Source organism: Paraburkholderia acidipaludis NBRC 101816 (assembly GCF_000684975.1).
GTDB lineage: Bacteria > Pseudomonadota > Gammaproteobacteria > Burkholderiales > Burkholderiaceae > Paraburkholderia > Paraburkholderia acidipaludis.
The window spans coordinates 156358-182821 of the sequence record NZ_BAXZ01000010.1 but is presented as its reverse complement, the minus strand read 5'-3'; the positions used below and the strand labels follow the sequence as shown (position 1 = coordinate 182821).

The 26464-nt window shown below is 66.1% G+C and carries 21 protein-coding genes and 1 other RNA gene; 13 read left to right on the top strand and 9 right to left on the bottom strand.

The window, feature by feature from the left end:
• The first annotated feature begins 231 nt into the window (after positions 1–231).
• Entirely contained in the window at positions 232–1527 is a 1296-nt protein-coding gene (tcuC, locus tag BAC01S_RS14155; protein ID WP_027795360.1) for an MFS transporter, read from the top strand.
• A gap of 24 nt (positions 1528–1551) precedes the next feature.
• Here tcuC and BAC01S_RS14150 read toward each other — a convergent pair whose 3' ends face one another.
• Positions 1552–3453: a tetratricopeptide repeat protein gene (locus tag BAC01S_RS14150; RefSeq protein ID WP_027795359.1), complete on the bottom strand. Its 1902-nt coding sequence runs from the start codon at positions 3451–3453 to the stop codon at positions 1552–1554.
• Positions 3454–3586: 133 nt separating this feature from the next.
• Here BAC01S_RS14150 and BAC01S_RS14145 point away from each other — a divergent pair, with 133 nt between their 5' ends.
• The 3 genes from BAC01S_RS14145 to BAC01S_RS14135 all read left to right on the top strand — a co-directional run bounded on the left by BAC01S_RS14145 (position 3587) and on the right by BAC01S_RS14135 (position 6714).
• Positions 3587–3907: an ArsR/SmtB family transcription factor gene (locus BAC01S_RS14145; protein WP_027795358.1), complete on the top strand. Its 321-nt coding sequence runs from the start codon at positions 3587–3589 to the stop codon at positions 3905–3907.
• On the top strand, positions 3907–4941 hold the full coding sequence (locus BAC01S_RS31305; RefSeq protein WP_043202237.1) for a cation diffusion facilitator family transporter: 1035 nt from the start codon (positions 3907–3909) through the stop codon (positions 4939–4941). Before BAC01S_RS14145 ends, BAC01S_RS31305 begins: the two co-directional genes overlap by 1 nt.
• Positions 4942–5037: 96 nt before the next feature.
• Entirely contained in the window at positions 5038–6714 is a 1677-nt protein-coding gene (locus tag BAC01S_RS14135; RefSeq protein WP_027795357.1) for an FAD-dependent monooxygenase, read from the top strand.
• A 30-nt stretch (positions 6715–6744) separates the two neighbouring features.
• On the opposite strand, the gene BAC01S_RS14130 is transcribed toward BAC01S_RS14135, so the two are convergent.
• From BAC01S_RS14130 to BAC01S_RS14115, 4 genes are read right to left on the bottom strand one after another with little or no spacing between them, the layout of a single operon-like run.
• Positions 6745–6984 (bottom strand): formate dehydrogenase subunit delta, encoded by a 240-nt coding sequence (locus BAC01S_RS14130; RefSeq protein WP_027795356.1) that lies wholly within the window; start codon positions 6982–6984, stop codon positions 6745–6747.
• A 4-nt stretch (positions 6985–6988) separates the two neighbouring features.
• Positions 6989–9928 carry a formate dehydrogenase subunit alpha gene (fdhF, locus tag BAC01S_RS14125; RefSeq protein WP_027795355.1) on the bottom strand — a complete coding sequence of 980 codons (2940 nt, stop codon included), beginning with the start codon at positions 9926–9928 and terminating at the stop codon, positions 6989–6991.
• A gap of 13 nt (positions 9929–9941) precedes the next feature.
• Entirely contained in the window at positions 9942–11510 is a 1569-nt protein-coding gene (locus tag BAC01S_RS14120) for a formate dehydrogenase beta subunit (protein ID WP_027795354.1), read from the bottom strand.
• Entirely contained in the window at positions 11507–12025 is a 519-nt protein-coding gene (locus tag BAC01S_RS14115) for an NAD(P)H-dependent oxidoreductase subunit E (protein WP_027795353.1), read from the bottom strand. Before BAC01S_RS14115 ends, BAC01S_RS14120 begins: the two co-directional genes overlap by 4 nt.
• A 131-nt stretch (positions 12026–12156) precedes the next feature.
• Here BAC01S_RS14115 and BAC01S_RS14110 point away from each other — a divergent pair, with 131 nt between their 5' ends.
• Together BAC01S_RS14110 and BAC01S_RS14105 are read left to right on the top strand one after the other, a co-directional pair.
• The gene (locus BAC01S_RS14110; protein WP_027795352.1) at positions 12157–13242 is read left to right on the top strand and encodes a substrate-binding domain-containing protein; all 1086 of its coding nucleotides are present in this window, start codon (positions 12157–12159) and stop codon (positions 13240–13242) included.
• Between the two features lie 105 nt (positions 13243–13347).
• Complete coding sequence (locus BAC01S_RS14105; protein ID WP_027795351.1) at positions 13348–13614, top strand: hypothetical protein; 267 nt, start codon at positions 13348–13350, stop codon at positions 13612–13614.
• Between the two features lie 113 nt (positions 13615–13727).
• Here the strand turns inward: BAC01S_RS14105 and ssrA are convergent.
• From ssrA to ompA, 4 genes are all read right to left on the bottom strand, one after another.
• Positions 13728–14097, bottom strand: a transfer-messenger RNA (tmRNA) gene (gene ssrA / locus BAC01S_RS33470).
• A 91-nt stretch (positions 14098–14188) separates the two neighbouring features.
• The gene (gene gph, locus BAC01S_RS14100) at positions 14189–14920 is read right to left on the bottom strand and encodes a phosphoglycolate phosphatase (RefSeq protein ID WP_027795350.1); all 732 of its coding nucleotides are present in this window, start codon (positions 14918–14920) and stop codon (positions 14189–14191) included.
• A gap of 25 nt (positions 14921–14945) precedes the next feature.
• On the bottom strand, positions 14946–15644 hold the full coding sequence (gene ubiG, locus BAC01S_RS14095) for a bifunctional 2-polyprenyl-6-hydroxyphenol methylase/3-demethylubiquinol 3-O-methyltransferase UbiG (RefSeq protein WP_027795349.1): 699 nt from the start codon (positions 15642–15644) through the stop codon (positions 14946–14948).
• 171 nt (positions 15645–15815) lie between these two features.
• Positions 15816–16463, bottom strand: a complete 648-nt coding sequence (gene ompA, locus BAC01S_RS14090) for an outer membrane protein OmpA (RefSeq protein WP_027795348.1) — start codon at positions 16461–16463, stop codon at positions 15816–15818.
• Between the two features lie 541 nt (positions 16464–17004).
• Between ompA and gyrA the strand changes: the two genes are divergently transcribed.
• From gyrA to aroA, 7 genes are all read left to right on the top strand, one after another.
• Entirely contained in the window at positions 17005–19617 is a 2613-nt protein-coding gene (gyrA, locus tag BAC01S_RS14085) for a DNA gyrase subunit A (RefSeq protein ID WP_027795347.1), read from the top strand.
• 202 nt (positions 19618–19819) lie between these two features.
• Positions 19820–20431 (top strand): DUF2059 domain-containing protein, encoded by a 612-nt coding sequence (locus tag BAC01S_RS14080; protein WP_027795346.1) that lies wholly within the window; start codon positions 19820–19822, stop codon positions 20429–20431.
• Positions 20432–20639: 208 nt separating this feature from the next.
• Complete coding sequence (gene serC / locus BAC01S_RS14075; protein ID WP_027795345.1) at positions 20640–21722, top strand: 3-phosphoserine/phosphohydroxythreonine transaminase; 1083 nt, start codon at positions 20640–20642, stop codon at positions 21720–21722.
• Positions 21723–21810: 88 nt separating this feature from the next.
• Entirely contained in the window at positions 21811–22893 is a 1083-nt protein-coding gene (gene pheA, locus BAC01S_RS14070) for a prephenate dehydratase (protein ID WP_027795344.1), read from the top strand.
• A 57-nt stretch (positions 22894–22950) separates the two neighbouring features.
• Positions 22951–24057 (top strand): histidinol-phosphate transaminase, encoded by a 1107-nt coding sequence (gene hisC / locus BAC01S_RS14065; protein WP_027795343.1) that lies wholly within the window; start codon positions 22951–22953, stop codon positions 24055–24057.
• 34 nt (positions 24058–24091) lie between these two features.
• The gene (locus BAC01S_RS14060; RefSeq protein WP_027795342.1) at positions 24092–25027 is read left to right on the top strand and encodes a prephenate dehydrogenase; all 936 of its coding nucleotides are present in this window, start codon (positions 24092–24094) and stop codon (positions 25025–25027) included.
• Between the two features lie 53 nt (positions 25028–25080).
• Entirely contained in the window at positions 25081–26385 is a 1305-nt protein-coding gene (gene aroA, locus BAC01S_RS14055; protein WP_027795341.1) for a 3-phosphoshikimate 1-carboxyvinyltransferase, read from the top strand.
• Positions 26386–26464: the final 79 nt, after the last annotated feature.

The following is a 26464-nucleotide window of genomic DNA, read 5'->3' as shown; positions in this document are numbered from 1 at the left end:
GCGCGAGGACTCCCCGAAACCGCGACAAGACGCAATAATCTGACGGAGCAAAGGCCATTCGGTGCCGGTGTCGCTCCCTTGGGTAATACCCTGATATATGAGAGTGCGCACGGGCGGCATAATGGCCGCCCGCCGGGCGCGCCCGCGTGACGCTCCGCTCGCGGGCTTTCTGTTTCACTGTCTGCCCAGCCGGCCACGCAGGGTGCGGCGGACGCTTCCTTAGAGAACGTCATGTCTACCGCGCCTCACGCAGCTTCCAGGGAATCAAAGGTTCGGACCGTGTTTCGCGTCACGAGCGGCAACTTCCTGGAAATGTATGACTTCATGGTCTATGGCTATTACGCTTCGGCGATTGCCAAGGCCTACTTCCCGAGCGACAACGCGTTCGCCTCGCTGATGCTGTCGCTGTCCGTGTTCGGCGCGGGTTTTCTCGTGCGGCCGCTCGGCGCCATTATTCTCGGCGCGTACATCGACCATCACGGCCGCCGCAAGGGCCTTATCCTCACGCTCGGCCTCATGGCGCTCGGCACGCTCACCGTCGCCGTCGTTCCAGGCTACGCGACGATCGGTTTCTTCGCGCCGCTGCTCGTGCTGTGCGGGCGTCTGCTGCAGGGCTTCTCCGCAGGCGTGGAACTGGGTGGCGTCTCGGTCTATCTCTCGGAGATGGCGACCAGGGGCAACAAGGGCTTCTATGTGTCGTGGCAGTCGGGCAGCCAGCAGGTGGCCGTCGTGTTCGCCGCGCTGCTCGGCGTGTCGCTGCACCGCATCCTGCCTGTCGAGGAGATGACCTCGTGGGGCTGGCGCGTGCCGTTCATCATCGGTTGCTGCATCGTGCCGTTCCTGTTCCTGATCCGCCGTTCGCTGCAGGAAACGGAAGAGTTCGCGCACAAGAAGCATCGTCCGTCGATCGGCGAGATCATGAGCTCGATGATCCAGAACTGGGGCACCGTGCTCGGCGGCATGGGCATGGTCATCATGACGACCGTGTCGTTCTACATGATCACCGCCTACACGCCGACCTTCGGCAAGGAAGTGCTCAAGCTCAGCGAAGTCGACACGCTCGTCGTGACGATCTGCATCGGCCTCTCGAATCTGTTCTGGCTGCCGGTCTCGGGCGCCGTGTCGGACCGCATCGGCCGCCGCCCCGTGCTGCTTGTCTTCACCGTCCTCACGATCCTCACCGCCTATCCGGCCGTGCAATGGCTCGTTGCCGATCCGTCATTCGGCCGGCTGCTGATGGTCGAGCTGTGGCTCTCGTTCCTCTATGGCTGCTACAACGGCGCGATGGTCGTCGCGCTCACCGAAGTGATGCCGCCCGACGTGCGCACCGCTGGCTTTTCGCTCGCGTACAGCCTCGCGACGACGATCGGCGGCTTCACGCCGGCCATCTCGACCTATCTGATCCATGCGAGCGGCAACAAGGCCGCGCCGGGAGCGTGGATGGGCATCGCGGGCGTCTGCGGCCTCATCGCGACGCTCGTGCTCTATCGCACCGCGGAAGCACGCAATCAGTACAAGACTGTTTGACGAGCGCGGTTCGCGGAGCGGCCGTCAGGCGTCGCGCAAATCCCGCGCGACGTTTTCCACGACTTCCGCCCAGGCGCCCGGCCGGGGCTGCCGCACGAGCCGCGCGCGCGGATACCAGGGGCTCGTGTCGGTGTCCGTGAACCAGCGCCAGTCCGCCGCGAACGGCAGCATCAGCCAGAGCTTCGCGCCTAGCGCGCCGGCCAGGTGCGCGATCGACGTGTCGATCGACACCACGGCATCCAGACGCTCGATTACCGCAGCCGTATCGGCAAAATCGGCGACCTTCGGGCCCAGGCGGTGGATCGAGCGCGCGCGGGGGTGAGCGTCGAGCGCGGCATGCTCGGCGTCGCTCAATTGCGGTTGCAGCACGATCCAGTCGATGCCTTCGAGTGCGAACAGCGGATCGAGTGCGGCCAGCGCCAGCGAACGATTCTCCTGCTTCTGGAGCCGGCCCGACCACGCAATGCCGACCTTGCGCTTCGCCTGCCCGCCCAGCGAACCGCGCCACTTGCGCCGGTAAGCGGGCGGTGCCTGGAGATACGGTTTGCGGCCGGGCAGGGCGTCGAAGGTCGTGCCGAGCGCGAACGGCAGGGAGAGCAGCGGGCAATGCAGGTCGGCGGCCGGGCGCGGTGCACCCTGGGCGATCAACGTCACGCGGGCCGCCTGCGCGACGGGAGCGATGAGCTGCAGCAACTGCGGCTGCACTTCGAGCACGACGCGCCCACCTCCTTCCGCGACGAGCGGTACGAAGCGCACGAACTGCAGGGTGTCGCCGAAACCCTGTTCGGCCTGGATCAGCAGTGTCCGGCCGTCGAGCGGTTCGCCGCGCCAGCGCGGCAGGGTGTCGATGGACGCGGTGCGTTGGGGCGCAAGAGGGGGGGCGGTCGCCGGCTGGTACTGCGCCAGTTCGCGCACGGCCGGATCGAGGCGCCATTCGTATTCGGGCAGCCCGCGGCGGAAGTCGCCCAACGTGAGCCAGGCGAGCGCGCGGCTCAGATGCGCGGCGGCAAGCTCGGGGCGCACGCGCAGGGCTTCGTCGAAGGCCCGCACGGCGGCCTCGTGGCGACCCAGCGCATGGTGCGCCGTGCCGAGCCCAAGCCAGGCGAGCGCGAACTTCGGGTCGAGGCCGACGGCGCGCTCATAGGGACCGATGGCCTCGTCGTGACGGCCAAGCGAAGCGAGCGCGGTGCCAAGGCCGAACAGCGCCGGCGAGAAGCGCGGCTGGAGCGCGAGCGTGGCTTCGAATACCGTGACGGCTTCGGCGTGCTGGCCCGTAGCGTCGAGCGTATTCGCGAGATTGAAGTGCGCGGCGACGAAGCGCGGCTGCGCCGCCAGCGCGGCGCGGAACTGGACGAGCGCGCCCTCGGTATCGCCGAGCGCGTTCAGCGACATCCCGAGATTGTTGTGGGCGCCCGCGTGGCTCGGGCGGATTTTCAGCGCGCGGCGGAACGAATCGACCGCTTCGGTGTAGCGCCCGAGCGCGTGGTAGGCGTTGCCGAGATTGTTGTGCGAAGACGCGTCGCCCGGCTGCAGCCGCACCGAATGGCCGAACGAGAACATGGCGTCCTCGTGGCGGCCCAGCGCCGCATAGGCGTTGCCGAGGTTGTAGTGCGCGAGCGCGAAGGCGGGTGAAAGCGTGAGCGCGTTGCGAAAACGCTCGATGGCGGCTTCGAGCTGGCCGAGCGCCTTCAGTGCGTTGCCCAGATTCAGCTGAAGCGCGGCGTCGTCCGGGCGCAGGTCTACCGCACGGCGCACGAGGTCCGCCGCTTCCGCGTGCTGGCCCTGCTGGTGCCGCAGCACGCCGAGCAGGTGCAGCGCATCGACGTGCACGGGGTCGGCGGCGAGCGTCGCGCGATAGCCGCGCTCGGCGTCGTCCAGCCGCCCGTCGCGATGTGCGGCGTACGCGCGGGAAAAAACCTGTTCCATGACCGGAAGGGGCAAGACCTGAATAAAGCAAAGGCAGCATTTTCCCACACTCGAGCGAGTGCTCCCGAGACTTGACAGGGGGCTCTGTAAGCTCTTAACATATGAACACATATTCATATATTTGATTAAGGCCATGTCGACACTTTTCGACGACGAGCGCATCGCGCCGCTCGCCGACCTCTTTCGCCTGCTCGGCGACCCAACGCGCCTGCGCATCGTGCTCGCTTGCGTGCGCGACCGGCTCTCCGTTGGCGCGATCGCGGAGGCGCTCGGGCTTTCGCAATCGCTCGTCAGCCACCACCTGCGGCTTTTGCGCGCAGCGCGCGTCGTGCGCGCGGAGCGCGAGGGCAAGCAGGTGTTTTACATGGCCGCCGATGCGCACATCAGCACGATGCTTGAGGGAATGCTCGAGCACGTCGGCGAGCCCGCCGCCGAATATCAGGAGTCCGTCTGATGAGCGACGATCGCAAACAACGCGCCGCAGCTGAAGAGCACGGCCACGACCACGATCACGACGCGCATGCGGGTCACGGCCACGATGGGCACGCTCACGCGGGGCACAGCCACGGCCACGGTCATGGCCACCATCACCACCACCATGCTCCGGCAGCCGGCCATGGGCGCGCTTTCGCGCTGGCCGTGGCGCTGAACGTCGTGATTGTCGTCGTGCAGGCCGTATACGGCGTGATCGCCCATTCGACGGCGCTGCTCGCCGACGCCGGCCACAACCTGTCCGACGTCCTTGGCCTGCTGCTGGCCTGGGGCGCGATCCGGCTTGCCGCGCGCCGCCCGTCGGCCCGCTTCACGTTCGGTTTCGGCAGCTCGTCGATTCTTGCTTCGCTCGCGAACGCGACGCTGCTGCTCATCGCCTGCGGCGCCATCATTGCCGAAGCGATTAGCCGGTTGATGGTGCCGGCCCCGGTGGCCGGGCTCGACGTGTTCGTCGTGGCCGTGGTCGGCATGGTCGTCAACGGGTTCTCGGCGTGGCTCTTCATGCGCGGGAGCAAGGACGATCTCAACGTGCGGGGCGCATTCCTGCACATGGCCGCCGACGCCGGCGTTTCGGCGGCGGTCGCCGTGAGCGGTCTCGTGATTCTCTTCACGGGCTGGAACGGGATCGACCCGATCATGAGCATCGTGGTCGTGCTCGTGATCGTCTATGGCACGTGGGGTCTGTTGCGCGAGTCGGTGCGGCTCGCGCTCGCCGCGGTGCCCGAGGGCGTGGATGTGGAGCGCATCCGCGTGTTCCTCGCGCAGCAGGAGGGCGTGACCGACGTGCATGATCTGCACGTCTGGGCGCTCTCGACCACGGGCAACGCGTTGAGCGCGCACCTGGTGATGCCTGGCGGACACCCGGGCGACGCCGTGCTCGACGGCATCGTCCAGGCGCTCGGCGTGCGCTACAGCATGAAACACGTCACGCTGCAGGTCGATATGGGAACGTCGCAACACCGCTGCTCGCTCGACGTCGTTCCGCACGCACACTGATCTTGCGGCGAGCGGCGCCTGGTCCAGCCAGGCCAGGCCGGACCGCGCCAAGGGCGGGCGTACACTACGGTTCATGTCGACCGCATGGAGGCCTGCATGACCGTGGCTTTTTCCTCGCCGTCCGTGCTCATCGTCGGCGCGGGACCGACGGGTCTCGCCGCCGCGCTTGCTCTCGCTCGCGCGCGCATTGCGGTCCGCTTGATCGATCGCACGCCCGAGCCCGGGCGTCACACGCGCGCCATCGGCATTCAGGCACGCACGCTCGAACTCTTCGAGCAGCACCGTATCGTCGAACCGTTCCTCGAACTCGGCCACCGCGCGCACGCGGCCAATCTCTACTCGAACGGCCAGCGCCGTGCGCGGCTCGACTTCGATCCGCTCTTCACGCGCTATCCCTATCTGCTGTTTCTCGACCAGACGGTCACCGAGCGCATTCTGACCGAAAGCCTCGCGGCGTTCGGCGTCGAGATCGAACGCGGCTGCGAGTTGCTCGAGTTCACCCAGGGATCGGCGGGCGTGAGCGCCGAGGTGCGCTGCGCCAATGGCCGTATCGAATCGATCCGCGCCGCGTATCTGATCGCCGCCGATGGCGCGCATAGCACCGTGCGCCACAAGCTGGGGATGAAGTTCGAAGGCGAGACGCTGGAACAGTCTTTCCTGCTCGCCGATGTCGCCGCCGAAACGCCCTGGCCCGACGACGAGTTCCATGTGTTCGCGTCGAGCGACGGACTGGCCGCACTGTTTCCGTTCGGCGGGGGACGCTGGCGCCTGATCGCCGACCACAAGGCCGTGTTGCCCGCCGCGCCGGAAGGCACGATGCCGGTGCCCACGCTCGACGAATGCCGCGCGATCGCCGGGCAGCGCATCCATCATCCGGTTTCGCTCTCGGATATGACCTGGGCTTCGTATTTCGGCGTGAACAGCCGCATGGTGCGCCAGATGCGCGTGGAGCGCGTCTTCTTCGCGGGCGACGCGGCGCACGTGCACAGCCCGGCGGGCGCGCAGGGGATGAACACCGGCATACAGGAGGCGTTCAACCTCGGCTGGAAGCTGGCCCGAGTACTCACGGGCGGTGCGCCCGAGCGTCTGCTCGACACCTACCACGCGGAGCGCCACCCGATCGAGCGGCTCGTTCTGCAGCAGACGAGCTTCATGACGCAGCTCGCGGAGGCCGATCACGGCCCGCTGAAGCTGCTGCGCGAGCGCGTGATGCCCGTGCTGGTCGCGCTGGGGCCATTGCGCGACGCGGCGCGCGAGGCGGTGAGCGAGCTGTCGATCCAGTACCGGCGCAGCCCGCTGACGCTCGAGCACGGGCTCGACGGCGGTCCGCGCGCGGGCGAGCGCGCCCCCGACGCGCTGGCCCGCGTGATCGACGGGCCGTTCGGCAACGCGCCGGGCACGGGGCGCATTTTCGATCTGCACGACCCGGCGAGCTTTTCGCTGTTCCTGCTCGTCGACGGGGAGCCCGGGCATGCGAACCGGGACGACGACGCGGCGCTCGCGCGTTTCGCCGAAGCGGTCGAGCGGCTGTTGCCGCAGGCCTTGCGCCTCTGGCGGCTCAGCGATGCGCCGAAGGGCGGAACGACGCCCGAAGGCGAGGGCGCGCCGACGCTTGCCGAATCGTACGGACGCTCGCGGCCCGCGTTCTACCTTGTGCGGCCCGACGGGTATCTGTGCGCGCGCGGGCGCCCGTCGTCGGATCTCGACGAGCTGCTGCGTCACTGCGAGACGTGGTTCGCACCGAACGGCGCCGCGCAGGGCACCGTCGCCTGACGTGCGAAACCGGCAGTCCGCGCGCTTCGATCAGGCCGCCACGGGCGTCAGCGATTCTCGATACTTCTTCAGCGCCGCGAGGACGATTTCCGAAAGACTGGCTTCTGCCGCGCCGCTATCGAGCGCGGCCAGCAGCGTGCGCCGCATGCGCGGCTCCCAGAAGCGCCGGATGTGTTCGGCGATGCCCGTGAGCGCCTCTTCGCGATCGGGCAGCGACTCGAAGAACAAGCCGATCTGGTTGGCCATTTCGAACAGATGGTCGACATTCATGGCGTCATTTCCCTGAAGTCGCGACAGCCGCTTCCACGCGCTGGCGATGCAGTTCGAGCTGCTCGGCGCTGAAGCGCGAGTAGTCGCGCTGCCATTGCGACGGCTGCTGCACGTGGCTTACCTGGACGGCCGTGACCTTGTACTCGGGGCAATTGGTCGCCCAGTCGGACGATTCCGTCGTGATCACGTTCGCGCCCGATTCGGGGAAGTGGAACGTCGTGTACACCACGCCCGGCTGCATGCGCGTGCTCACCTTCGCGCGCAGCACCGTCTGACCGGCGCGCGACTCGATGCCCACCCAGTCGCCCTCGCGGATGCCGCGGTCCTCGGCGTCCACCGGATGGATCTCCAGGCGGTCCTCTTCGTGCCAGCGCGAGTTCTCAGTGCGGCGCGTCTGCGCGCCCACGTTGTATTGCGAGAGGATGCGCCCCGTCGTGAGCAGCAGCGGATAGCGCCGCGTGACCTTCTCGGGCGTCGCGATGAACTTCGTGATCACGAACTTGCCCTTGCCGCGCACGAACGTGTCGACGTGCATGATCGGTGTGCCGTCGGGCGCCTCTTCGTTGCAGGGCCACTGGATGCTGCCGAGCTCGTCGAGCCGTTCGTACGAAACGCCGTGGAAGGTGGGCGTGAGGCGCGCGATCTCATCCATGATCTGCGACGGGTGCGTGTAGCTCATCTCGTAGCCCAGCGCGCGCGAGAGCAGGATCGTGGCTTCCCAGTCGGCGTACCCCGCGAGCGGCGGCATCACCTTGCGCACGCGCGAGATGCGGCGCTCGGCATTGGTGAACGTGCCGTCCTTTTCGAGGAACGACGAACCCGGCAGCAGCACGTGCGCGTACTTCGCCGTTTCGTTGAGGAAGATGTCCTGCACGACGATGCATTCCATCGAGGAGAGCGCCGCCGCGACATGCTGCGTGTTCGGGTCGGACTGCACGATGTCCTCGCCCTGGCAGTAGAGCCCCTTGAAGCTGCCGTCGAGCGCGGCTTCGAACATGTTCGGGATGCGCAGGCCCGGCTCGGCCTGCAGCGCGACGTTCCAGGCATCCTCGAAGAGGGTGCGCGTGACGGTGTCGCCGACATGACGGTAGCCCGGCAGCTCGTGCGGAAACGAGCCCATGTCGCAGGAGCCCTGCACGTTGTTCTGGCCGCGCAGCGGATTCACGCCCACGCCCTCGCGGCCGATGTTGCCCGTGGCCATCGCGAGGTTCGCGATGCCCATCACCATCGTCGAGCCCTGGGCGTGCTCCGTGACGCCGAGGCCGTAGTAGATCGCGGCGTTGCCCGCCGTGGCGTAGAGGCGCGCGGCCCGGCGCACGTCCTGCGCCGGCACGCCCGTGACGGCTTCCATCGCTTCCGGCGAGTTCTCGGGCAGCGCGACGAAATCGCGCCACTGCTCGAAGGCGCGCGTTTCGCAGCGTTGCGCAACGAACGCTTCGTTGACGAGGCCTTCGGTGACGATCACGTGCGCGAGCGCGTTGACGATCGCGACGTTCGTGCCGGGACGCAGCGGCAGGTGATGCTCCGCCTTCACGTGCGCCGTATCGACGATGTCGATGCGGCGCGGATCGACGACGATCAGCTTCGCGCCCTGGCGCACGCGGCGCTTCAGGCGCGAGCCGAACACGGGGTGGCCGTCGGTGGGATTGGCGCCGATCACCATGATGACGTCGGTATGATCGATCGACGCGAAGGTCTGCGTGCCCGCCGATTCGCCGATCGTCGTCTTCAGGCCGTAGCCCGTGGGCGAGTGGCATACGCGTGCGCAGGTGTCGACGTTGTTGTTGCCGAACGCGGCGCGCACGAGCTTTTGCACGAGGTACGTCTCTTCGTTCGTGCAGCGCGACGACGTGATGCCGCCGATCGAGTCACGGCCATACTTGTCCTGGATGCGGCGGAATTCGCTCGCGGCATAGCGGATCGCCTCGTCCCAGCTCACTTCGCGCCAAGGGTCGGTGATCTTCGCGCGGATCATCGGCTTCTTGATGCGGTCCTTGTGGGTGGCGTAGCCCCACGCGAAGCGGCCTTTTACGCACGCATGGCCTTCGTTCGCCTGGCCGTTGCGGTGCGGCACCATGCGCACGACCTGGTTGCCCTTCATTTCGGCCTTGAACGAGCAGCCCACGCCGCAATAGGCGCAGGTCGTCACCACCGAATGCTCGGCCTGGCCAAGCATCACGACGCTCTTCTCCTGCAGCGTCGCGGTCGGGCACGCGGCCACGCATGCGCCGCACGAAACGCACTCCGATTCCATGAACGGCTCGTCGACGCCCGCGGCCACGCGCGATTCGAAGCCGCGCCCGGCGATCGTCAGCGCGAATGTCCCTTGCGTTTCTTCGCACGCGCGCACGCAGCGGTTGCAGACGATGCACTTCGACGGATCGTAGGTGAAGTACGGATTCGATTCGTCCTTCTGGTCGTCGAGGTGATTGGCCCCGTCGAATCCGTAGCGCACTTCGCGCAGCCCCGTCACGCCCGCCATATCCTGCAGCTCGCAGTTGCCATTGGCGGGGCAGGTGAGGCAGTCGAGCGGGTGATCGGAGATATAGAGCTCCATCACGTTGCGGCGCAGTTGCTGCAGACGGTCGGTTTGCGTGCGCACTTTCATGCCCGCTTCGACCGGCGTCGTGCACGACGCCGGATAGCCGCGACGGCCCTCGATTTCCACGAGGCACAGGCGGCACGAGCCGAACGGCTCGAGCGTGTCGGTGGCGCAGAGCTTCGGCACGTTCACGCCGGCTTCGATCGAGGCGCGCATGACGGAGGTGCCCGCGGGCACCGTCACGGCGCGGCCGTCGATTTCGAGCGTGACGTCGACATCGGCGTGACGCAGCGGCGTGCCGTAATCGGTGTCGTCGAACGGCGAGCGCGGCTTCATCGCCTGCGACTTGCAACTGCACGCGCCGGAACCGCATCCGGCGTTGGTAGTGAGCGCATCGGACATGCTGGCTCCTGAATCAGGCCGCCGCCGCGGGGGCGGTGGGGTGGGCTGCGGGTTCGAGACCGAAATCTTCGGGGAAATGATCCAGCGCGGAGAGCACCGGGTAGGGCGTCATGCCGCCCATCGCGCAGAGCGAACCGGCCATCATCGTGTCGCACAGGTCGCGCAGCAGCGTGACTTGTTTCTCCGAGGTGTCGCCGTGGCGGATCTTGGCGATCACCTCCACGCCGCGCGTCGAACCGATGCGGCACGGCGTGCATTTGCCGCACGATTCGAGCGTGCAGAACTCCATCGCGTACTGGGCGAGCTCCGCGAGATTCGAGGTGTCGTCGTGAACCACGAGACCGCCGTGGCCCACCACGGCGCCGACGGCCGCATACGCTTCGTAGTCCATGGGAATGTCCCACTGGCTCTCGGGCAGATAGGTGCCGAGCGGGCCGCCCACCTGCACGGCGCGGGCCGCGCGGCCGCTCGCCGTGCCGCCGCCGTAGTCGAACACAAGCTCGCGCAGCGTGACGCCGAACGCGAGCTCGACAAGACCGCCGCGCGCGACGTTGCCCGCCAACTGGAACGGCAGCGTGCCGCGCGAGCGGCCCATGCCGAAGTCCTTGTAGACCGCTGCGCCCTTCGCGAAGATCACCGGCACCGTGGCAAGCGTGATGACGTTGTTGATGACCGTGGGCTTGCCGTACAGCCCCGCGAGCGCGGGCAGCGGCGGCTTCGCGCGCACGATGCCGCGCTTGCCTTCGAGCGACTCGAGCAGCGCGGTTTCCTCGCCGCACACGTAGGCGCCGGCGCCCTTGGCGACGAAGAGATCGAACGGCTTGCCACTGCCTAGCACGTCCGCGCCGAGCCAGCCCGCCGCGCGTGCGCGCCGGATCGCTTCTTCGAGCGCGGCGATCGCATGCGGGTATTCGCTGCGCACGTAGATATGGCCCACGGTCGCGCCGACGGCGATGCCCGCGATCGTCATGCCTTCTATCAGCACGTACGGATCGCTTTCCATGATGAGGCGGTCGGAGAACGTGCCCGAGTCGCCTTCGTCGGCATTGCAGACGATGTACTTCTGGTCTGCCTGCGCGTTCGCGACGGTGCGCCACTTGATGCCGGCCGGGAAGGCCGCGCCGCCGCGTCCGCGCAAGCCGGACTCGATCAGCGCTTCGCAGGCGGCGGCGCCCGTCATCGCGAGGGCCTGGCGCAGTCCTTCGAGGCCGCCGTGCGCGACGTAGTCCTCGGTGGAGAGCGGGTCGGTGATGCCGATGCGCGCGAACGTGAGGCGTTGCTGCTTGCCCAGATACGGAATCTGCTCGACGAGGCCGACGCCGCGCGCGTGCTGGCCGCCTTGCAGGAAGCCCGCTTCGAACAGCGCAGCGACGTCTTGCGCTTCGACATTGGCATAGCCGACGCGGCCGTCGGGCGTTTCCACTTCCACTAGCGGTTCCAGATAGAGCAAGCCGCGCGAACCGTTGCGCACGAGTTCGATGGCGTGGCCGCGTGCGGCGGCCTCGCGTTCGATGGCCTCGGCAACCGCATCGGCGCCGAGGGCGAGCGCCGACGAATCGCGGGGAACGTAGACGCGGATCATGCGGCCTCCTTTGCGCCGATGGCAGCGGCGACAGCGGCGCTGAGGAGCGCGTCGAACTTCTGCGGCGTCACTTTGGCGTGCAGCGTGCCGTTGATCGTCATTGTCGGCGAGAGCGCGCACTGGCCGAGGCAGTAGACCGATTCCAGCGCGACCCGTCCGGTAGGCTCGTGCGCGGTTTGCCCATCGTGGCCGCGCGCCTGCGCGAAGCGGCAGCCCGTCTGTGCTTCGGCGTGCCGGGCCAGCGCCTCGCTGCCCATGCTGCGGCACGCTTCGGCGCGGCAAAGCTGGACGGTGACGGCCGCCGGCGGCGCCGTGCGGAAGTGATGGTAGTAGCTGATGACGCCGTGCACTTCGGCCCGCGACAGATTCAGCGCTTTCGCCAGCGGCACGATGGTTTCGGGTGGCACGTAACCCGCCTCGTCCTGGATCGCATGCAGGATCGCGAGCAGGGTGCGCCCGGGCTGCGTGTGCCGGCGCACGAGTGCGTCGGGCGCGATGTGTGTCGTCTCGTCCAAAGTGGGGTACCTCCTGGCGCAAATATGCACTTGTTATTCATAAAGTGCGCATATATGCTGCCGTTGTCTCGTTGTGTGAACGAACGATAGGCCGATGTATTGGGTTTCGCAATAGGAAGGGCGAATTCATAATGATCAAGGTCGAATGCCAGGCGCAGCTTGTCGTGCGCGATGCGGAAGGCCGCGAGGCAAGCCTGACGGACGTCGTGCCGCTGCTCGCGCTCGTAGCGGAAGAAGGCAGCATTGCGCAGGCCGCGCAGCGTAAGGGTTTGTCCTATCGGCATGCGTGGGGCCTGCTGCGCGAGGTGGAAGAGCGTCTGGGCGGCGCGTTGATCGCCAAGGCGCGCGGCCGCGGATCGGTGCTCTCGGAACTGGGCGAGGCGGTGCTGCGCTCGCAGCGGCTGTGCGGCGAGCGTCTGCAAGGCAACCTGCAGGCACTGGCGAGCGAAGTGGCGAGCGACCTCAACCGCTGGCTCGTACCGCATGCATTGGATCTGCGCATTCATGCCTCGCACGGTTACGCCGTGGCCTCGCTGGTGACGGCACTGGTCGCGCAGCAGCTACCCGTTGAGATCAAGTATCGCGACAGCGTCGACGCCATCACGGCGCTCGCACGCGGCGAATGCGATCTGGCGGGCTTTCACCTGCCGCGCGGCGACTTTCGCGCGGCCTGCGCCGACGCGTACCGCGGCTGGCTCGATCCTCAGCGGCATGTCTTTATCCACCTGACGCGGCGCAAGCAGGGGTTGTTCGTCGGGCGCGGCAACCCGAAGCAGATTGCCGGGCTGGCCGATCTCGCGCGCGGCGATATCCGCTTCGTGAACCGGCAGCCGGGCTCGGGCACGCGGATGCTGATCGATCTGCTGCTCACGCGCATCGGCGTCGATCCCGAGCGGGTCAACGGCTACGCGTCGTCGGAACTGACCCATTCGGCGATTGCGGCTTTCGTTGCGAGCGGCATGGCCGACGTGGGGTTCGGCGTCGAGCCGGCGGCACATCATTTCGGGCTCGATTTCATGCCAATGGCAGACGAAGATTACTATTTCGCGTGCGATCGGGCCCAGTTGGAGCGGGAGCCGCTGGCGGCCGTATTGGCGCTCCTGCGTGGCGCCGCGTTCCGCCAGAATGTCGCGCACCTCGAAGGTTACGATCCCGCCGATTGCGGCAAGGTCGTGGCGCTCGATGCAGGCTGGGCCGGACTGGAGCCGGCGCTGTAATGTAATGCAATCAGCCGGCACTGCAGCAGACGGTGCTTTCTGTGATACTTTCGGGCGGGTATTGGCCTTCTCGTTTCAGATGCGCGCCACACGCGCCAATCGACCATGAAATTCCTGCTTAATGTTTGTGTTGCTGCCGCCACTGCGGGAGCCTTGTTCGCCACCGTTTCAGTCGCTTTTGCACAGAATTCGCCGGGCCAGCCCGACGGTATTATTAGTGACGAATTTCGTCTGCAGCAGCACCCGCAGTTGCCGTTCGCGGCTTCGGCGCCGTCGAACAAATATCAGCACGGCGCGCCTTCGGAAATGCGCAAGAAGGGCGATATGGGCGATCCGAACGGCTGCAATCTGCAGTGCCCGGACGACAATTGACGGACTGAGGCTGGCGGCAGTGCGCGACGCGCCTGCCGACTGCGGCGCGCAAAAGGAAAAACTCGCGAGGCCCGAAAGGGTGTCGCGAGTTTTCGTTTTTGAGGCGGGAATTCTGGTGGAGCCGGCGGGAATCGAACCCGCGTCCAAAGGCAGTCCACACCCAGTTCTACATGCGTAGTTCTGTCGTTTGATTTAACCGCAGCGACGCGGACGAACACGCTGCGCTACGGCGATTCACTAGATTTTCGACTCTGCCGTCGTGACGCCGACAGAGCTTAACTGACGTAAATGACCTCTGGCGGTATTGCTACCGGTCTTGCGACGCTAGCCCGTCAGTGAGCCAGGCAGAGGACGGCGGCCCTTAGGCTGCCAGTGCGAACGTATCGTCGTTTGCAGTTACGTTTTTCCCATTGATTAACGAGGTGACGGGTCCTCGGCATGCCCTGACTGCTTCATAACCCCTGTCGAAACCAGGTCGGCCCCAGAGGACGGATCAATTATCCCATAGTTCGCCAGATGAGGCGAACCGCGCCCGTTTCAACAGGCGCGGGCTGGGTCAAGGAGTCGGCGGGATTTAGACCGGCCGCGCCGCTTTCCCCACCTGTTCGAGCAGGTCGAGCAGGGCTGCCGTTGTTTCGGCAACGTAGTGCGCGTTCCATTGCGACGGCGGGACTTCGTTGCCGCAGTAGCCGTAGGCGGCCGCGATCGTCGCCATTCCGGCCGCCGTGCCCGCCTGGACGTCGCGCGCGTCGTCGCCGACATAAACCACACGCTGCGGCTCGACGCCGATGACCTCGGCCGCGTGCAGCAGCGGCGCCGGGTGCGGCTTGGAGTAGGGCGTGGTGTCGCCGCTGACGACGCAGGCAGCCCGCGCGTCGAGATGCATGAGTTTCACGAGCGGATCGGTGAGGCGCGCGACCTTGTTGGTCACGATGCCCCAGCGCACGCCGCGCGCATCGAGGTCGTCCAGGACGGCATCGACGCCGGGAAAGAGGACCGTCTCGACACGCAGGTTCGCCGCGTAGTTGGCGAGGAATTCCTCGCGCATCGCCGCGAAGTCGGGATGGTCGGGCCCGATGCCGAACGCGCCGCCGATCAGGCCGCGTGCGCCCGCCGAGGCGAGCGGCCGCAGCCGCTCGAGCGGCGCAGCCGCGAGGCCGCGTGCGTGACGCATCTGATTCACGGCGGCGGCGAGGTCCGGGGCGGTATCGGCCAGCGTGCCGTCGAAATCGAACAGAACGGCGTCGCAGGCGGCGAGCGCCGCGCCGTTGCCGGATGCGGCGTCAATGAGGGTCGATGCAGTCATATCGGAGGGGATACCTGGTGCCGCGTCAGGCCTCGCGCCGGCACGCGATCATGTAATTGACGCTGGAGTCGTTCGAGAGCGAGAAATGCCGCGTGAGCGGGTTATAGGTGATGCCCTTGATCTCGACGAGGCGCAAGCCGGCGAGGCGCACGAAGCCGGCGAGCTCCGAGGGGCGAATGAAGCGCGCGTAGTCGTGCGTGCCTTTGGGCAGCATCTGCGCGATATATTCGGCGCCGATCACGGCGAGCAGATACGCCTTCAGGTTGCGGTTGAGCGTCGAGAAAAACACCCAACCGCCCGGCTTCACGAGGGTAGCGCAGGCGTGAACGATGCCGGCCGGATCCGGCACGTGCTCGAGCATTTCCATGCAGGTCACGGCATCGAACGCGGCGGGCTCGCGCGCCGCGAGCGCTTCCGCGGCGATCTCTTCGTAATCGACCGTGACACCGCTTTCGAGGCTGTGCAGATCGGCAACGCCCAGCGCCTCCCGGGCGAGGTCGATGCCCTTCACGGTGGCGCCCAGCCCGGCCATCGACTCGGACAGGATGCCGCCGCCGCAGCCCACGTCCAGCACGCGCTTGCCGGCGAGGTGCGCGTGAGCGTCGATCCAACCAAGGCGGACGGGGTTCAGTTCGTGGAGCGGCTTGAATTCCGCGTTCGGGTCCCACCAGCGATGAGCAAGATCGCTGAATTTCTGCAGTTCGTGGGGATCGGCATTGGTCATGTCGGAGCGGCCTGAAACGCGGGGGCGGATGGGTGAGGATAAGGCCTGAGTATATAGGCGGGCTCCGATGGCGGCAAAATGCCACGCACCTTCGCGGTGCCTTTCAGGGCATGCGGAATAAAAAAGCCCCGCCGAAGCGGGGCTTTGAGACCTTCGGTCGCGACTCGCGAATTACTGCTTCTGCGTGCCGACGACTTCGACTTCCACGCGGCGATCCGGTGCGAGGCAGGAGATGAGAGCCTTGCGGTTCTTCTGGTTGCAACCCGTCGTGACCGGGTTGCGCTTGCCCTTGCCTTCCGTGTAGATACGGTCGGACGGCACGCCCTTGCTGACCAGGTACGCCTTGACGGCTTGCGCACGGCGCAGCGACAGACGGTCGTTGTACGCGTTCGAGCCGATGCGGTCGGTGTAGCCGGTTGCGACGACGACTTCCAGGTTCAGCGCTTCGATCTTGCTTGCCAGATCGTCCAGCTTTTCCTTGCCAGCCGGCTTCAGGATAGCCTTGTCGAAGTCGAACAGAGCGTCAGCCTGATACGTGATCTTCTGGCTCGTGATGGCCGGCGGCGGCGGCGGAGCGACCGGCGGCTGCGGTGCCTGGGCGACCAGCGCGCCATCGCACTTGGCGTTGGCCGTGGCCGGCGTCCAGAACGCATCGCGCCAGCAAAGCTCGTTCGTGCCGTTCATCCACACCCACTCGCCCGTACCATTCACCCAGTTGTCATTGACGGCTTGTCGCGACGCCGGCACCGACTGTGCCTGAGCGGATGCAGCCATGACTGCGGTAGCTGCAATGAACGCGAGCTTTGAAAGTTTATTCATATTTCTCCTCTCGAAATTGAGATTACCGCAGGTTTACTGCGAGCCATATGACGAAGACAAGTCATACATTGCTCGAAGTATAACATTGGCGCGTTGCAGCGAACGTGTTGTGTAGACTTCGAGCAGCGTCTAACTTTGTGCGTTGGCATTTTGCCATATCGTTCCCGTCCTACGATAAAAAAAATCCGCCCCTTTCTTTGCGATCGATCGAATGTGGTACACCCGCAACAAAAAGTTCCCGCGGGATACCCTGGTATGACGCCTGGTTTCGGGCAGGTCCCGCAAACCGGCGGGTGCTGCACTGCGGATATCGGATGATTCCTGGTCGGGGTCGCCGGATGGTGCTCAGGTGGCGTTCTGAGCGGTTCGGCATCGCCCCTCTAATAGGTATACGTAGAGCGAAGGCAGGGGTGTCGTGCGTGGTAGAATCGCGTGATGCGCTGCGTCCGCGGCGTCCATGCGACAACAGGGTGCGTTTTTGCGGTGCCGCCTCGAGCTAGCATCGCGCGTGCCTCGCGTGTGTCTGTATACGACATCGATAATGGATCAATTCGCCAAAGAGACTCTGCCTATCTCCCTCGAGGAGGAAATGCGCCGCTCGTATCTCGACTACGCGATGAGCGTGATTGTCGGGCGGGCGCTCCCGGATGTTCGCGACGGCCTCAAGCCCGTCCACCGGCGCGTGCTCTACGCGATGCACGAACTGAACAACGACTGGAACCGCGCCTACAAGAAGTCGGCGCGTATCGTCGGCGACGTCATCGGTAAATACCACCCTCACGGCGACACCGCGGTCTACGACACGATCGTCCGCATGGCGCAGAACTTCTCGCTGCGCTACATGCTGGTGGACGGCCAGGGCAATTTCGGCTCGATCGACGGCGACAACGCCGCCGCGATGCGGTACACCGAAATCCGCATGGCGAAGATCGGCCACGAGCTGCTGGCCGACATCGACAAGGAAACGGTCGATTTCGGGCCGAACTACGACGGCAGCGAAAGCGAGCCGCTGATCCTGCCGGCACGCATCCCGAACCTGCTCATCAACGGTTCGTCGGGGATCGCGGTCGGCATGGCCACGAACATTCCGCCGCACAACCTGAACGAAGTCGTCGATGCCTGCCAGCATCTTTTGAAGAATCCGCAGGCGTCGATCGACGAGTTGATCGAAATCATTCCGGCACCCGATTTCCCGACCGCGGGCATCATTTACGGCGTCGCCGGCGTGCGCGACGGCTATCGCACCGGACGCGGCCGTGTGGTGATGCGCGCGGCCACGCACTTCGAGGAAATCGATCGCGGCCAGCGCATGGCGATCATCGTTGACGAACTGCCGTACCAGGTGAACAAGCGTTCGCTGCTGGAGCGCATTGCCGAGCTGGTCAACGAAAAGAAGCTCGAAGGCATTTCGGATATTCGCGACGAATCCGACAAGAGCGGCATGCGCGTCGTGATCGAACTGAAGCGCGGCGAAGTGCCCGAGGTCATCCTCAATAATCTGTACAAGGCGACGCAGCTGCAGGACACGTTCGGCATGAACATGGTCGCGCTGGTGGACAACCAGCCGAAGCTGCTGAACCTGAGGGAAATGCTCGAGCATTTCCTGTCGCACCGCCGCGAGGTGCTGACGCGGCGCACTGTATACGAACTGCGCAAGGCGCGCGAACGCGGCCACGTGCTGGAAGGCCTCGCCGTCGCGCTCGCGAACATCGACGAGTTCATCGCGCTCATCAAGGCCGCGCCCACGCCGCCTATCGCGAAGCAGGAGCTGATGAACCGCTCGTGGGATTCGTCGCTCGTGCGCGAAATGCTTGCGCGCGCCGAGACGGAAAACGCGGCGGCGGGCGGCCGCGAAGCGTATCGACCGGAAGGTCTGAACCCGCAGTACGGCATGCAGGGCGACGGTCTCTACCGTCTGTCCGACACCCAGGCGCAGGAAATCCTGCAGATGCGTCTGCAGCGCCTGACGGGGCTGGAGCAGGACAAGATCATCGGCGAGTACCGCGACGTGATGGCCCAGATTGCCGACCTGCTCGACATCCTTGCGCGCCCCGAGCGCGTAACGGTCATGATCTCCGACGAACTCACCGCGATCAAGAGCGAATTCGGCGACGAACGCCGCTCGAAGATCGAGATGAACGCGACCGAGCTCAACACCGAAGACCTGATCACGCCGCAGGACATGGTCGTCACCATGTCGCACGCCGGTTACGTGAAATCGCAGCCGTTGTCCGAATATCGCGCCCAGAAGCGCGGAGGTCGCGGCAAGCAGGCCACTTCGATGAAAGACGACGACTGGATCGACACGCTCTTCATCGCCAACACCCACGACCACATCCTGTGCTTCTCGAATCGCGGGCGCGTCTACTGGGTGAAGGTGTACGAGGTGCCGCAGGGCTCGCGCAACTCGCGCGGCCGTCCGATCGTCAACATGTTCCCGCTCCAGGACGGTGAAAAAATTACGGTTGTCTTGCCGGTCAAGGAGTTTTCGGCCGACAAGTACGTCTTCATGGCCACCGCGCTCGGCACCGTGAAGAAGACCCCGCTCGAGGCCTTCAGCCGCCCGTTGCGCAAGGGTATTATTGCGGTCGGCCTCGACGACGGCGATTACCTGATCGGCGCCGCCATCACCGACGGCGAGCACGACGTCATGCTGTTCTCCGACGCGGGCAAGGCGGTGCGCTTCGACGAAAACGACGTGCGCCCGATGGGCCGCGAAGCGCGCGGCGTGCGCGGCATGCAGCTCGAGGACGGCCAGCAGGTCATCGCGCTCCTCGTGGCGGGCGACGAGCAGCAGTCGGTGCTCACCGCAACCGAGAACGGCTACGGCAAGCGCACGCCGATCACCGAGTACACCCGCCACGGGCGCGGCACGAAGGGGATGATCGCGATCCAGACGTCGGAGCGTAATGGCAAGGTGGTCGCGGCGACGCTTGTGGACCCGGAAGCTCAGATCATGCTGATCACGACAACAGGCGTGCTGATTCGCACGCGTGTTTCCGAGATACGCGAAATGGGCCGTGCGACGCAAGGTGTTACACTCATCAGCCTTGACGAAGGCACGAAACTCTCCGGCCTGCAGCAGGTCGCAGAGGCCGACGGGGAAGGCGAAGCGGGTGATGCCGAGCCTGGCGAGGGTGAAAGCCAGGAGTAAGCAGGCGTGATGCAAAGCGACGGTCCGCGAGAAGCGGGCCGGCTAGCGCAGGAAGGTCCTGAAATGGCGCCGGGCGGATCCGGTGGCGGGCGACCGGCTGCGGGCGGCCAGCTTCGAGTGAAGCCGGTGCCGCGCGGGTCTGGGTTGTCCCTGAACGGTCCGTTCGGCAGGCAGTTCGACTAATTTCTCTAAGGGAGTAATGATGCAAAAACGATTCAAGCAGGTTTTGTTGCTGGCCGCTCTCGTGCCGACGTTTGCGATGGCTCAGGCGCTCCAGAGTCAGGCGCCCGACCAGTCGGCGCCGGCCGCTGCCGCAGCACCGATCGATCCGGCCAAGCAAGCCGCGATCAAGGACCTGCTCGACGCAATCGACGCGCAGAAGCTCGTCGGCGCAATCGGCAACAGCGCGCAGATGCAGGCGAAGCAGCTCGTCCCGGCGATCCTGTCGGACGCGCTGACGGAAAACAAGACGATGACGGACAAGCAGAAGCAGGCTTCCGTCCCGGGGCTGCAGAAGAACGCCGTGCCGAAGCTGGTTGACTCGGCAGGTCAGGTCTTCACCACTCCTTCTTTCCAGCAGGACGCGATGCAGGCTCAGTACGACGCCTACGCGAAGTACTACAGCACGCAGGAAATCAAGGATCTGACGACGTTCTACCGCAGCCCGACCGGCCGCAAGTTCATCCAGGTGCAAGACCAGGTGGGCCGCGACGTCGTGAACGGTCTGATGCAGAAGTACATGCCGCAGTCGATCAAGGCAACGCGCGCGCAGGCTGACCAGGAAGTCGCTAACGCCGCCAAGACGTCGAAGTAATCGGTCCGGCACGGGTCGGAGGGTCCCCGCGAAAGCGCGGGAAATCCGTTTCCCGTGAGCCGGCCGTAGCCGGGCCCGCGTTGGCGGGTTCGAGCTGACAGTGCGATAATGGTTGTTTGCGCGCGAGCGCAAGCAACCATTTTTCATTTCGGGCGCATTTCTCCGGGGCTTTTTTGCCGCCGCGCCTGCCTCCCAAGGTCTTCCAACGATGCGCGTCTTCAACTTCTCCGCTGGACCCGCAGCCATGCCCGAAGAAGTGCTGCGCCAGGCCGCCGACGAAATGCTCGACTGGCACGGCAGCGGCATGAGCGTGATGGAAATGAGCCATCGCGGCCCGGAGTTCATGCAGATCCACAGCGAGGCGCTGCTCGATCTGCGCGAGTTGATGGCAGTCCCGGCGAGCCACCACATCCTGTTCCTGCAGGGCGGCGGCATTGGCGAGAATGCGATCGTGCCGCTGAACCTGTTCGGGGTGAAGCCGCGCGCCGACTTCGTGGTCACGGGTTCCTGGTCGCAGAAGTCGCAGAAGGAAGCGCTCAAGTACGGCGCCTCGCACATCGCGGCCAGCGGGCGCACCGAGGCGGGCTTCACGCATGCGCCTGCCATGAGCGAGTGGAAGCTTTCGGACGACCCTGCCTACGTTCATTTGTGCACGAACGAGACGATCGACGGCGTCGAGACCTTCGAGATCCCCGATCTAGGCGACATTCCGCTCGTGGCCGACGCCTCGTCGCACATCCTTTCGCGCCCGATGGACATCGCCAAGTACGGCGTGCTCTACGGCGGCGCGCAGAAGAACATCGGCATGGCCGGCGTGACGGTCGTGATCGTGCGCGAGGATCTGCTCGACCGCGCGATGTCGATCTGCCCGTCCGCGTTCGAATGGAAGACGGTTGCCGCGAACAATTCCATGTTCAACACGCCGCCCACCTATGCGATCTACATCGCCGGGCTCGTGTTCAAGTGGTTGAAGCGCCAGGGTGGCCTCACCGCCATCGAGGCGCGCAACATCGAAAAAGCGAAGCTGCTCTACGACACGATCGACGCGAGCCGCTTCTACATCAACAAGGTGGAGCGCCGCGCGCGCTCGCGGATGAACGTACCGTTCTTCCTCGCCGACGAATCACGTAACGAAGATTTCCTTGCCGGCGCGAAGGCGCGCGGGCTGTTGCAGCTGAAGGGCCACAAGTCCGTCGGCGGCATGCGGGCGTCGATTTACAACGCGGTGCCGCTCGAGGCAGTGAAAGCGCTGGTCGAGTACATGAAGGAATTCGAAGCGAAGCACGCGTAAGCGCCGCATTTAGTACCGCGGTTAGTACCGCAGTTAGTACTATGCGCGGCTCGCGCGTGCGCATCCTTTCAGATTGCCGGTCTCACGCATGGACGACGAACTCAATTCCAAACTCAAGCCGCTGCGCGAACGCATCGACGCGATCGACGCGCAACTGATCGCGCTGCTCAACCAGCGCGCGGCGGTGGCGCTCGAAGTGGGCGAGGTCAAGAAACACTACAACGCGCCGGTGTTCCGCCCGGAGCGCGAGCTGCAGGTGATCGCGCGCCTGCAGGGACTGAGCGCCGGGCCGCTCGGCAACGAGCATATCAGCGCGATCTGGCGCGAGATCATGGCTGCGAGCCGCTCGCTCGAAAAGACGATCACCGCCGCCTATCTCGGGCCGGTGGGCACCTATAGCGAGCAGGCAATGCACGCGTACTTCGGCCAGTCGATCGAAGGCCTGCCGTGCCCGTCGATCGACGAGGTGTTCCGTTCCGTCGAGGCCGGCGCCTCCGAATTCGGCGTGGTGCCGGTCGAGAATTCGAGCGAAGGCGCGGTGTCGCGCTCGCTCGACCTGTTCCTCGAGACGCAGCTCGTGATCGGCGGTGAGATTGCGCTGCCGATCGAGCACAACCTGATGACGCAAAGCGGCAAGCTGGCGGGCGTGACGCGCGTGTGCGCGCATCCGCAGGCGCTCGCGCAGTGCCAGCACTGGCTCACGGCGCACGCCCCGCACCTCGAACGCCAGGCCGTGGCGAGCAACGCGGAGGCGGCGCGCCTGGCCGCCGCCGATCCGACGGTTGCCGCCATTGCCGGCGAGCGGGCGGCCACCCATTACGGCCTCCTGATCGCGAACGCGCTGATCCAGGACGATCCGCACAATCGCACGCGCTTCGTTGTGATCGGCAAGCAGCCGGCGGGCCCGACGGGCCACGACCAGACGTCGATGATCGTTTCGGTGAAGAACGAGCCGGGCGCCGTCTACAAGCTGCTCGAGCCGCTCGCGCGCCACGGCGTGTCGATGACGCGCTTCGAGTCGCGGCCCGCACGCGTCGGTACGTGGGAGTACTACTTCTACATCGACTTCGAGGGGCATCGCGACGATCCGGCCGTAGCCGGCGCGCTCGACGATCTCGGCAAGAAGGCCGCGTTTCTGAAGATCCTGGGTTCGTATCCGCGCTCGCGCTGAAAACGTGGTCGGGCGCCTGCCAGGCCGCCCACCAGGACCCGCTGAAGGAGACCCCGCATGACATTGCAATTCGGCCCGAACTACGTGCGCGCGATCGCGCCCTACGTTGCGGGCAAGCCGATTTCGGAAGTGGCCCGCGAGTTCGGGCTCGACGAAGCGCACATCGTGAAGCTTGCCTCGAACGAGAACCCGCTCGGCATGCCTGAGTCGGCGCAACGCGCGATCGCGCGGGCGGCGAGCGAGCTGGGCCGTTATCCCGATTCGAACGCGTTCGAACTGAAGGCCGCGCTCGCCGCGCGCTACGACGTGCCGCCCGAGTGGATCACGCTCGGCAACGGCAGCAACGACATCCTCGAACTCGCGGCGCACGCGTTCGTCGAGCGGGGGCAGTCGATCGTCTATTCGCAGTACTCGTTCGCGGTCTATGCGCTCGCCACGCAGGGCCTCGGCGCAAGGCATCTCGTGACGCCGGCCGTCCAGCATGGCCATGATCTCGATGCGATGCTCGCGGCGATCGCCGACGACACGCGCCTCGTTTTCGTCGCCAATCCGAACAACCCGACCGGCACGTTCATCGACGGCGCGACGCTCGAGGCCTTCATCGCGAAGGTGCCGCGCCATGTGGTGGTCGTGCTCGACGAGGCCTACACGGAGTACCTTGCCGCCGGCAAGCGCTACGACTCGATTGCCTGGGTGCGCCGCTATCCGAACCTGCTCGTGTCGCGCACTTTCTCGAAGGCGTACGGGCTCGCCGGCCTGCGCATCGGTTTTGCGATCGCTCAGCCGGAGCTGACCGATCTGCTGAACCGCCTGCGCCAGCCGTTCAACGTGAATACGCTCGCACAGGCTGCGGCCGTTGCCGCGCTCGCCGACACCGCGTTCCTCGAAAGGAGCGCCGCGCTCAACGCTGAGGGGTATCGTCTGCTGACGGCGGCTTTCGAGCGCCTCGAGCTCGAATACGTGCCGTCGGACGGCAACTTCGTGCTCGTGCGCGTAGGCAGCGACGACGGCGCGGGCGGTCGCGTGAATCTCGCCTTGCTCAGGCAGGGCGTGATCGTGCGTCCGGTCGGCAATTACGGCCTGCCGCAGTGGCTGCGCGTGACGATCGGCTTGCCCGAGGAGAACGCGGCCTTCCTCGCGGCGCTCGAACGCGCGCTCGCGTGAGTGTTGCGTATGTTTTCGTCTTTCCGGTGATGTCGTGAGCGTGTTTTCCTTCAACAAACTGGTGATTTTCGGCGTCGGCCTGATCGGCGGGTCGCTCGCGCGCGGACTGCGCGAGCGCGGTGCCGGCGGCCTCAATGCGGGCCGCGTGGTCGGCGTGGGACGGCGCTGGCATTCGGTCGAACGCGCGCTCGAACTGGGCGTGATCGACGCGGCCGCCGCGCTCGATGACGATGCGGCGCTGGCCGAGGCGCTCAAGGGCGCCGACATCGTGCTGCTGGCCGCGCCGGTCGCGCAGACGCGCGCGCTGCTCGAGCGCATCGTGCCGCATCTCGAAGCCGAGACGCTCATCACCGACGCGGGCAGCACCAAGAGCGACGTGATCGAGGCCGCGCGCGCGGCGCTCGGCGCGCGCGCGGCGCAGTTCGTGCCGGCTCACCCGATTGCGGGCCGCGAGTCGAGCGGCGTGGAGGCCGCGCTGCCCGATCTCTACGTCGGCCGCAACGTGGTGCTGTGCCCGCTCGCGGAGAACGCGCCGGAGGCGGTCGAGCGCATCGCCGCGATGTGGCGCGCGACGGGGGCCGTGATCGGCACGATGAGCGCCGCGCAGCATGACCGCGTGTTCGCCTCGGTGAGCCATCTGCCGCATGTGCTGTCGTTCGCGCTCGTGGACCAGATCCTCGCGTCGCCCGATGCCGAACTCAAATTCTCGTTCGCCGCCGGGGGCTTTCGCGATTTCACGCGCATCGCCGCGTCGAGCCCCGAGATGTGGCGCGACGTCTGCCTCGCGAACCGCGCGGCGTTGCTCGCCGAACTCGACGCCTACACTGAAGTGCTGGCGAAGCTGCGCGCAGCCATCGACACCGGCGACGGCGCCACCCTCGAAACGGTGTTCGCGCGCTCGCGCGCGGCGCGCAGCGCGTGGCAGGAGCGCGGCGGCAAGCGCGCCGCCGAAGCCGCACCGGACAAGTAAGCCGAAAGACCAGCCGCCCCCCTCGCGCCCGACCGAATTCTCAGGACACACCCATGGACTATCTCGATCTCGGACCCTTCTCCCGTGCGTCCGGCACGATCCGCCTGCCCGGCTCGAAGAGCATCTCGAACCGCGTGCTGTTGCTCGCGGCGCTGGCCGAAGGCGAGACCACGATCACGAACCTGCTCGACTCCGACGACACGCGCGTCATGCTCGACGCGCTCGAAAAGCTCGGCGTGAGGCTCAAGCGCGAAGACGACACCTGCGTCGTGCAGGGCACGCGCGGCGCATTCACGGCGGTGCGCGCGGATCTCTTCCTCGGCAACGCGGGCACGGCGGTGCGTCCGCTCACGGCGGCGCTCGCGGTGAACGGCGGCGACTACCGCATTCATGGCGTGCCGCGCATGCACGAGCGGCCGATCGGCGACCTCGTGGACGGCCTGCGCCAGATCGGCGCGAAGATCGATTACGAGGAGAACGAAGGCTTTCCGCCGCTGCGTATCCGCCCTTCGACGATTTCGGTCGACGCGCCGATCGCCGTGCGCGGCGACGTTTCGAGCCAGTTCCTCACGGCGCTGCTGATGACGCTGCCGCTCGTGCGCGCCAAGGACGGCGTGACGGTCGTGCAGGTGGACGGCGAGCTCATTTCGAAGCCCTATATCGATATCACGATCAAGCTCATGGAACGCTTTGGCGTGAAGGTCGAGCGCCACGGCTGGCACCGCTTCGAAGTGCCGGCGGGCGTGCGCTATCAGTCGCCCGGCAAGATCATGGTCGAGGGCGACGCCTCGTCCGCGTCGTATTTCCTCGCCGCGGGCGCCATCGGCGGCGGCCCGCTGCGCGTGGAGGGCGTGGGGCGCGCGAGCATCCAGGGCGACATCGGCTTTGCCGACGCGCTCGGCCGCATGGGCGCCAACGTCACGATGGCCGACGACTGGATCGAGGTGCGCGGGATCGGCAACGATCACGGCAAGCTCGATCCGATCGACATGGACTTCAATCTGATTCCCGACGCGGCCATGACGATCGCCGTGGCGGCGCTCTTCGCGGACGGCGCGACGACGCTGCGCAATATCGCGAGCTGGCGCGTGAAGGAAACCGACCGCATCGCGGCAATGGCCAAGGAGCTGCGCAAGGTCGGCGCCGATGTGGAGGAGGGCCCGGATTATCTGATCGTGCGCCCGCCCGCGCAACTCACGCCGAACGCGGCGATCGACACGTACGACGATCACCGCATGGCAATGTGCTTCTCGCTCGTGAGCCTGGGCGGCGTGCCCGTGCGCATCAACGACCCGAAATGCGTCGGCAAGACCTTCCCCGACTATTTCGACCGGTTCCTCGCGCTCGCGCAGCCTTGACGCCGGATTTTTCACTGACGGCGATACTGAGGTCGTCGTCATAGTGGTTCGCAGTTGCCATGTAGTTGCCTTTGTAGTC

Bases quoted from the DNA above. Each gene is read 5' to 3' on its own strand.
- tcuC (WP_027795360.1), top strand. From the start codon at position 232: ATGTCTACCGCGCCTCACGCAGCTTCCAGGGAATCAAAGGTTCGGACC.
- BAC01S_RS14150 (WP_027795359.1), bottom strand. From the start codon at position 3,453: ATGGAACAGGTTTTTTCCCGCGCGTACGCCGCACATCGCGACGGGCGG.
- BAC01S_RS14145 (WP_027795358.1), top strand. From the start codon at position 3,587: ATGTCGACACTTTTCGACGACGAGCGCATCGCGCCGCTCGCCGACCTC.
- BAC01S_RS31305 (WP_043202237.1), top strand. From the start codon at position 3,907: ATGAGCGACGATCGCAAACAACGCGCCGCAGCTGAAGAGCACGGCCAC.
- BAC01S_RS14135 (WP_027795357.1), top strand. From the start codon at position 5,038: ATGACCGTGGCTTTTTCCTCGCCGTCCGTGCTCATCGTCGGCGCGGGA.
- BAC01S_RS14130 (WP_027795356.1), bottom strand. From the start codon at position 6,984: ATGAATGTCGACCATCTGTTCGAAATGGCCAACCAGATCGGCTTGTTC.
- fdhF (WP_027795355.1), bottom strand. From the start codon at position 9,928: ATGTCCGATGCGCTCACTACCAACGCCGGATGCGGTTCCGGCGCGTGC.
- BAC01S_RS14120 (WP_027795354.1), bottom strand. From the start codon at position 11,510: ATGATCCGCGTCTACGTTCCCCGCGATTCGTCGGCGCTCGCCCTCGGC.
- BAC01S_RS14110 (WP_027795352.1), top strand. From the start codon at position 12,157: ATGATCAAGGTCGAATGCCAGGCGCAGCTTGTCGTGCGCGATGCGGAA.
- BAC01S_RS14105 (WP_027795351.1), top strand. From the start codon at position 13,348: ATGAAATTCCTGCTTAATGTTTGTGTTGCTGCCGCCACTGCGGGAGCC.
- gph (WP_027795350.1), bottom strand. From the start codon at position 14,920: ATGACTGCATCGACCCTCATTGACGCCGCATCCGGCAACGGCGCGGCG.
- ubiG (WP_027795349.1), bottom strand. From the start codon at position 15,644: ATGACCAATGCCGATCCCCACGAACTGCAGAAATTCAGCGATCTTGCT.
- ompA (WP_027795348.1), bottom strand. From the start codon at position 16,463: ATGAATAAACTTTCAAAGCTCGCGTTCATTGCAGCTACCGCAGTCATG.
- gyrA (WP_027795347.1), top strand. From the start codon at position 17,005: ATGGATCAATTCGCCAAAGAGACTCTGCCTATCTCCCTCGAGGAGGAA.
- BAC01S_RS14080 (WP_027795346.1), top strand. From the start codon at position 19,820: ATGCAAAAACGATTCAAGCAGGTTTTGTTGCTGGCCGCTCTCGTGCCG.
- serC (WP_027795345.1), top strand. From the start codon at position 20,640: ATGCGCGTCTTCAACTTCTCCGCTGGACCCGCAGCCATGCCCGAAGAA.
- pheA (WP_027795344.1), top strand. From the start codon at position 21,811: ATGGACGACGAACTCAATTCCAAACTCAAGCCGCTGCGCGAACGCATC.
- hisC (WP_027795343.1), top strand. From the start codon at position 22,951: ATGACATTGCAATTCGGCCCGAACTACGTGCGCGCGATCGCGCCCTAC.
- aroA (WP_027795341.1), top strand. From the start codon at position 25,081: ATGGACTATCTCGATCTCGGACCCTTCTCCCGTGCGTCCGGCACGATC.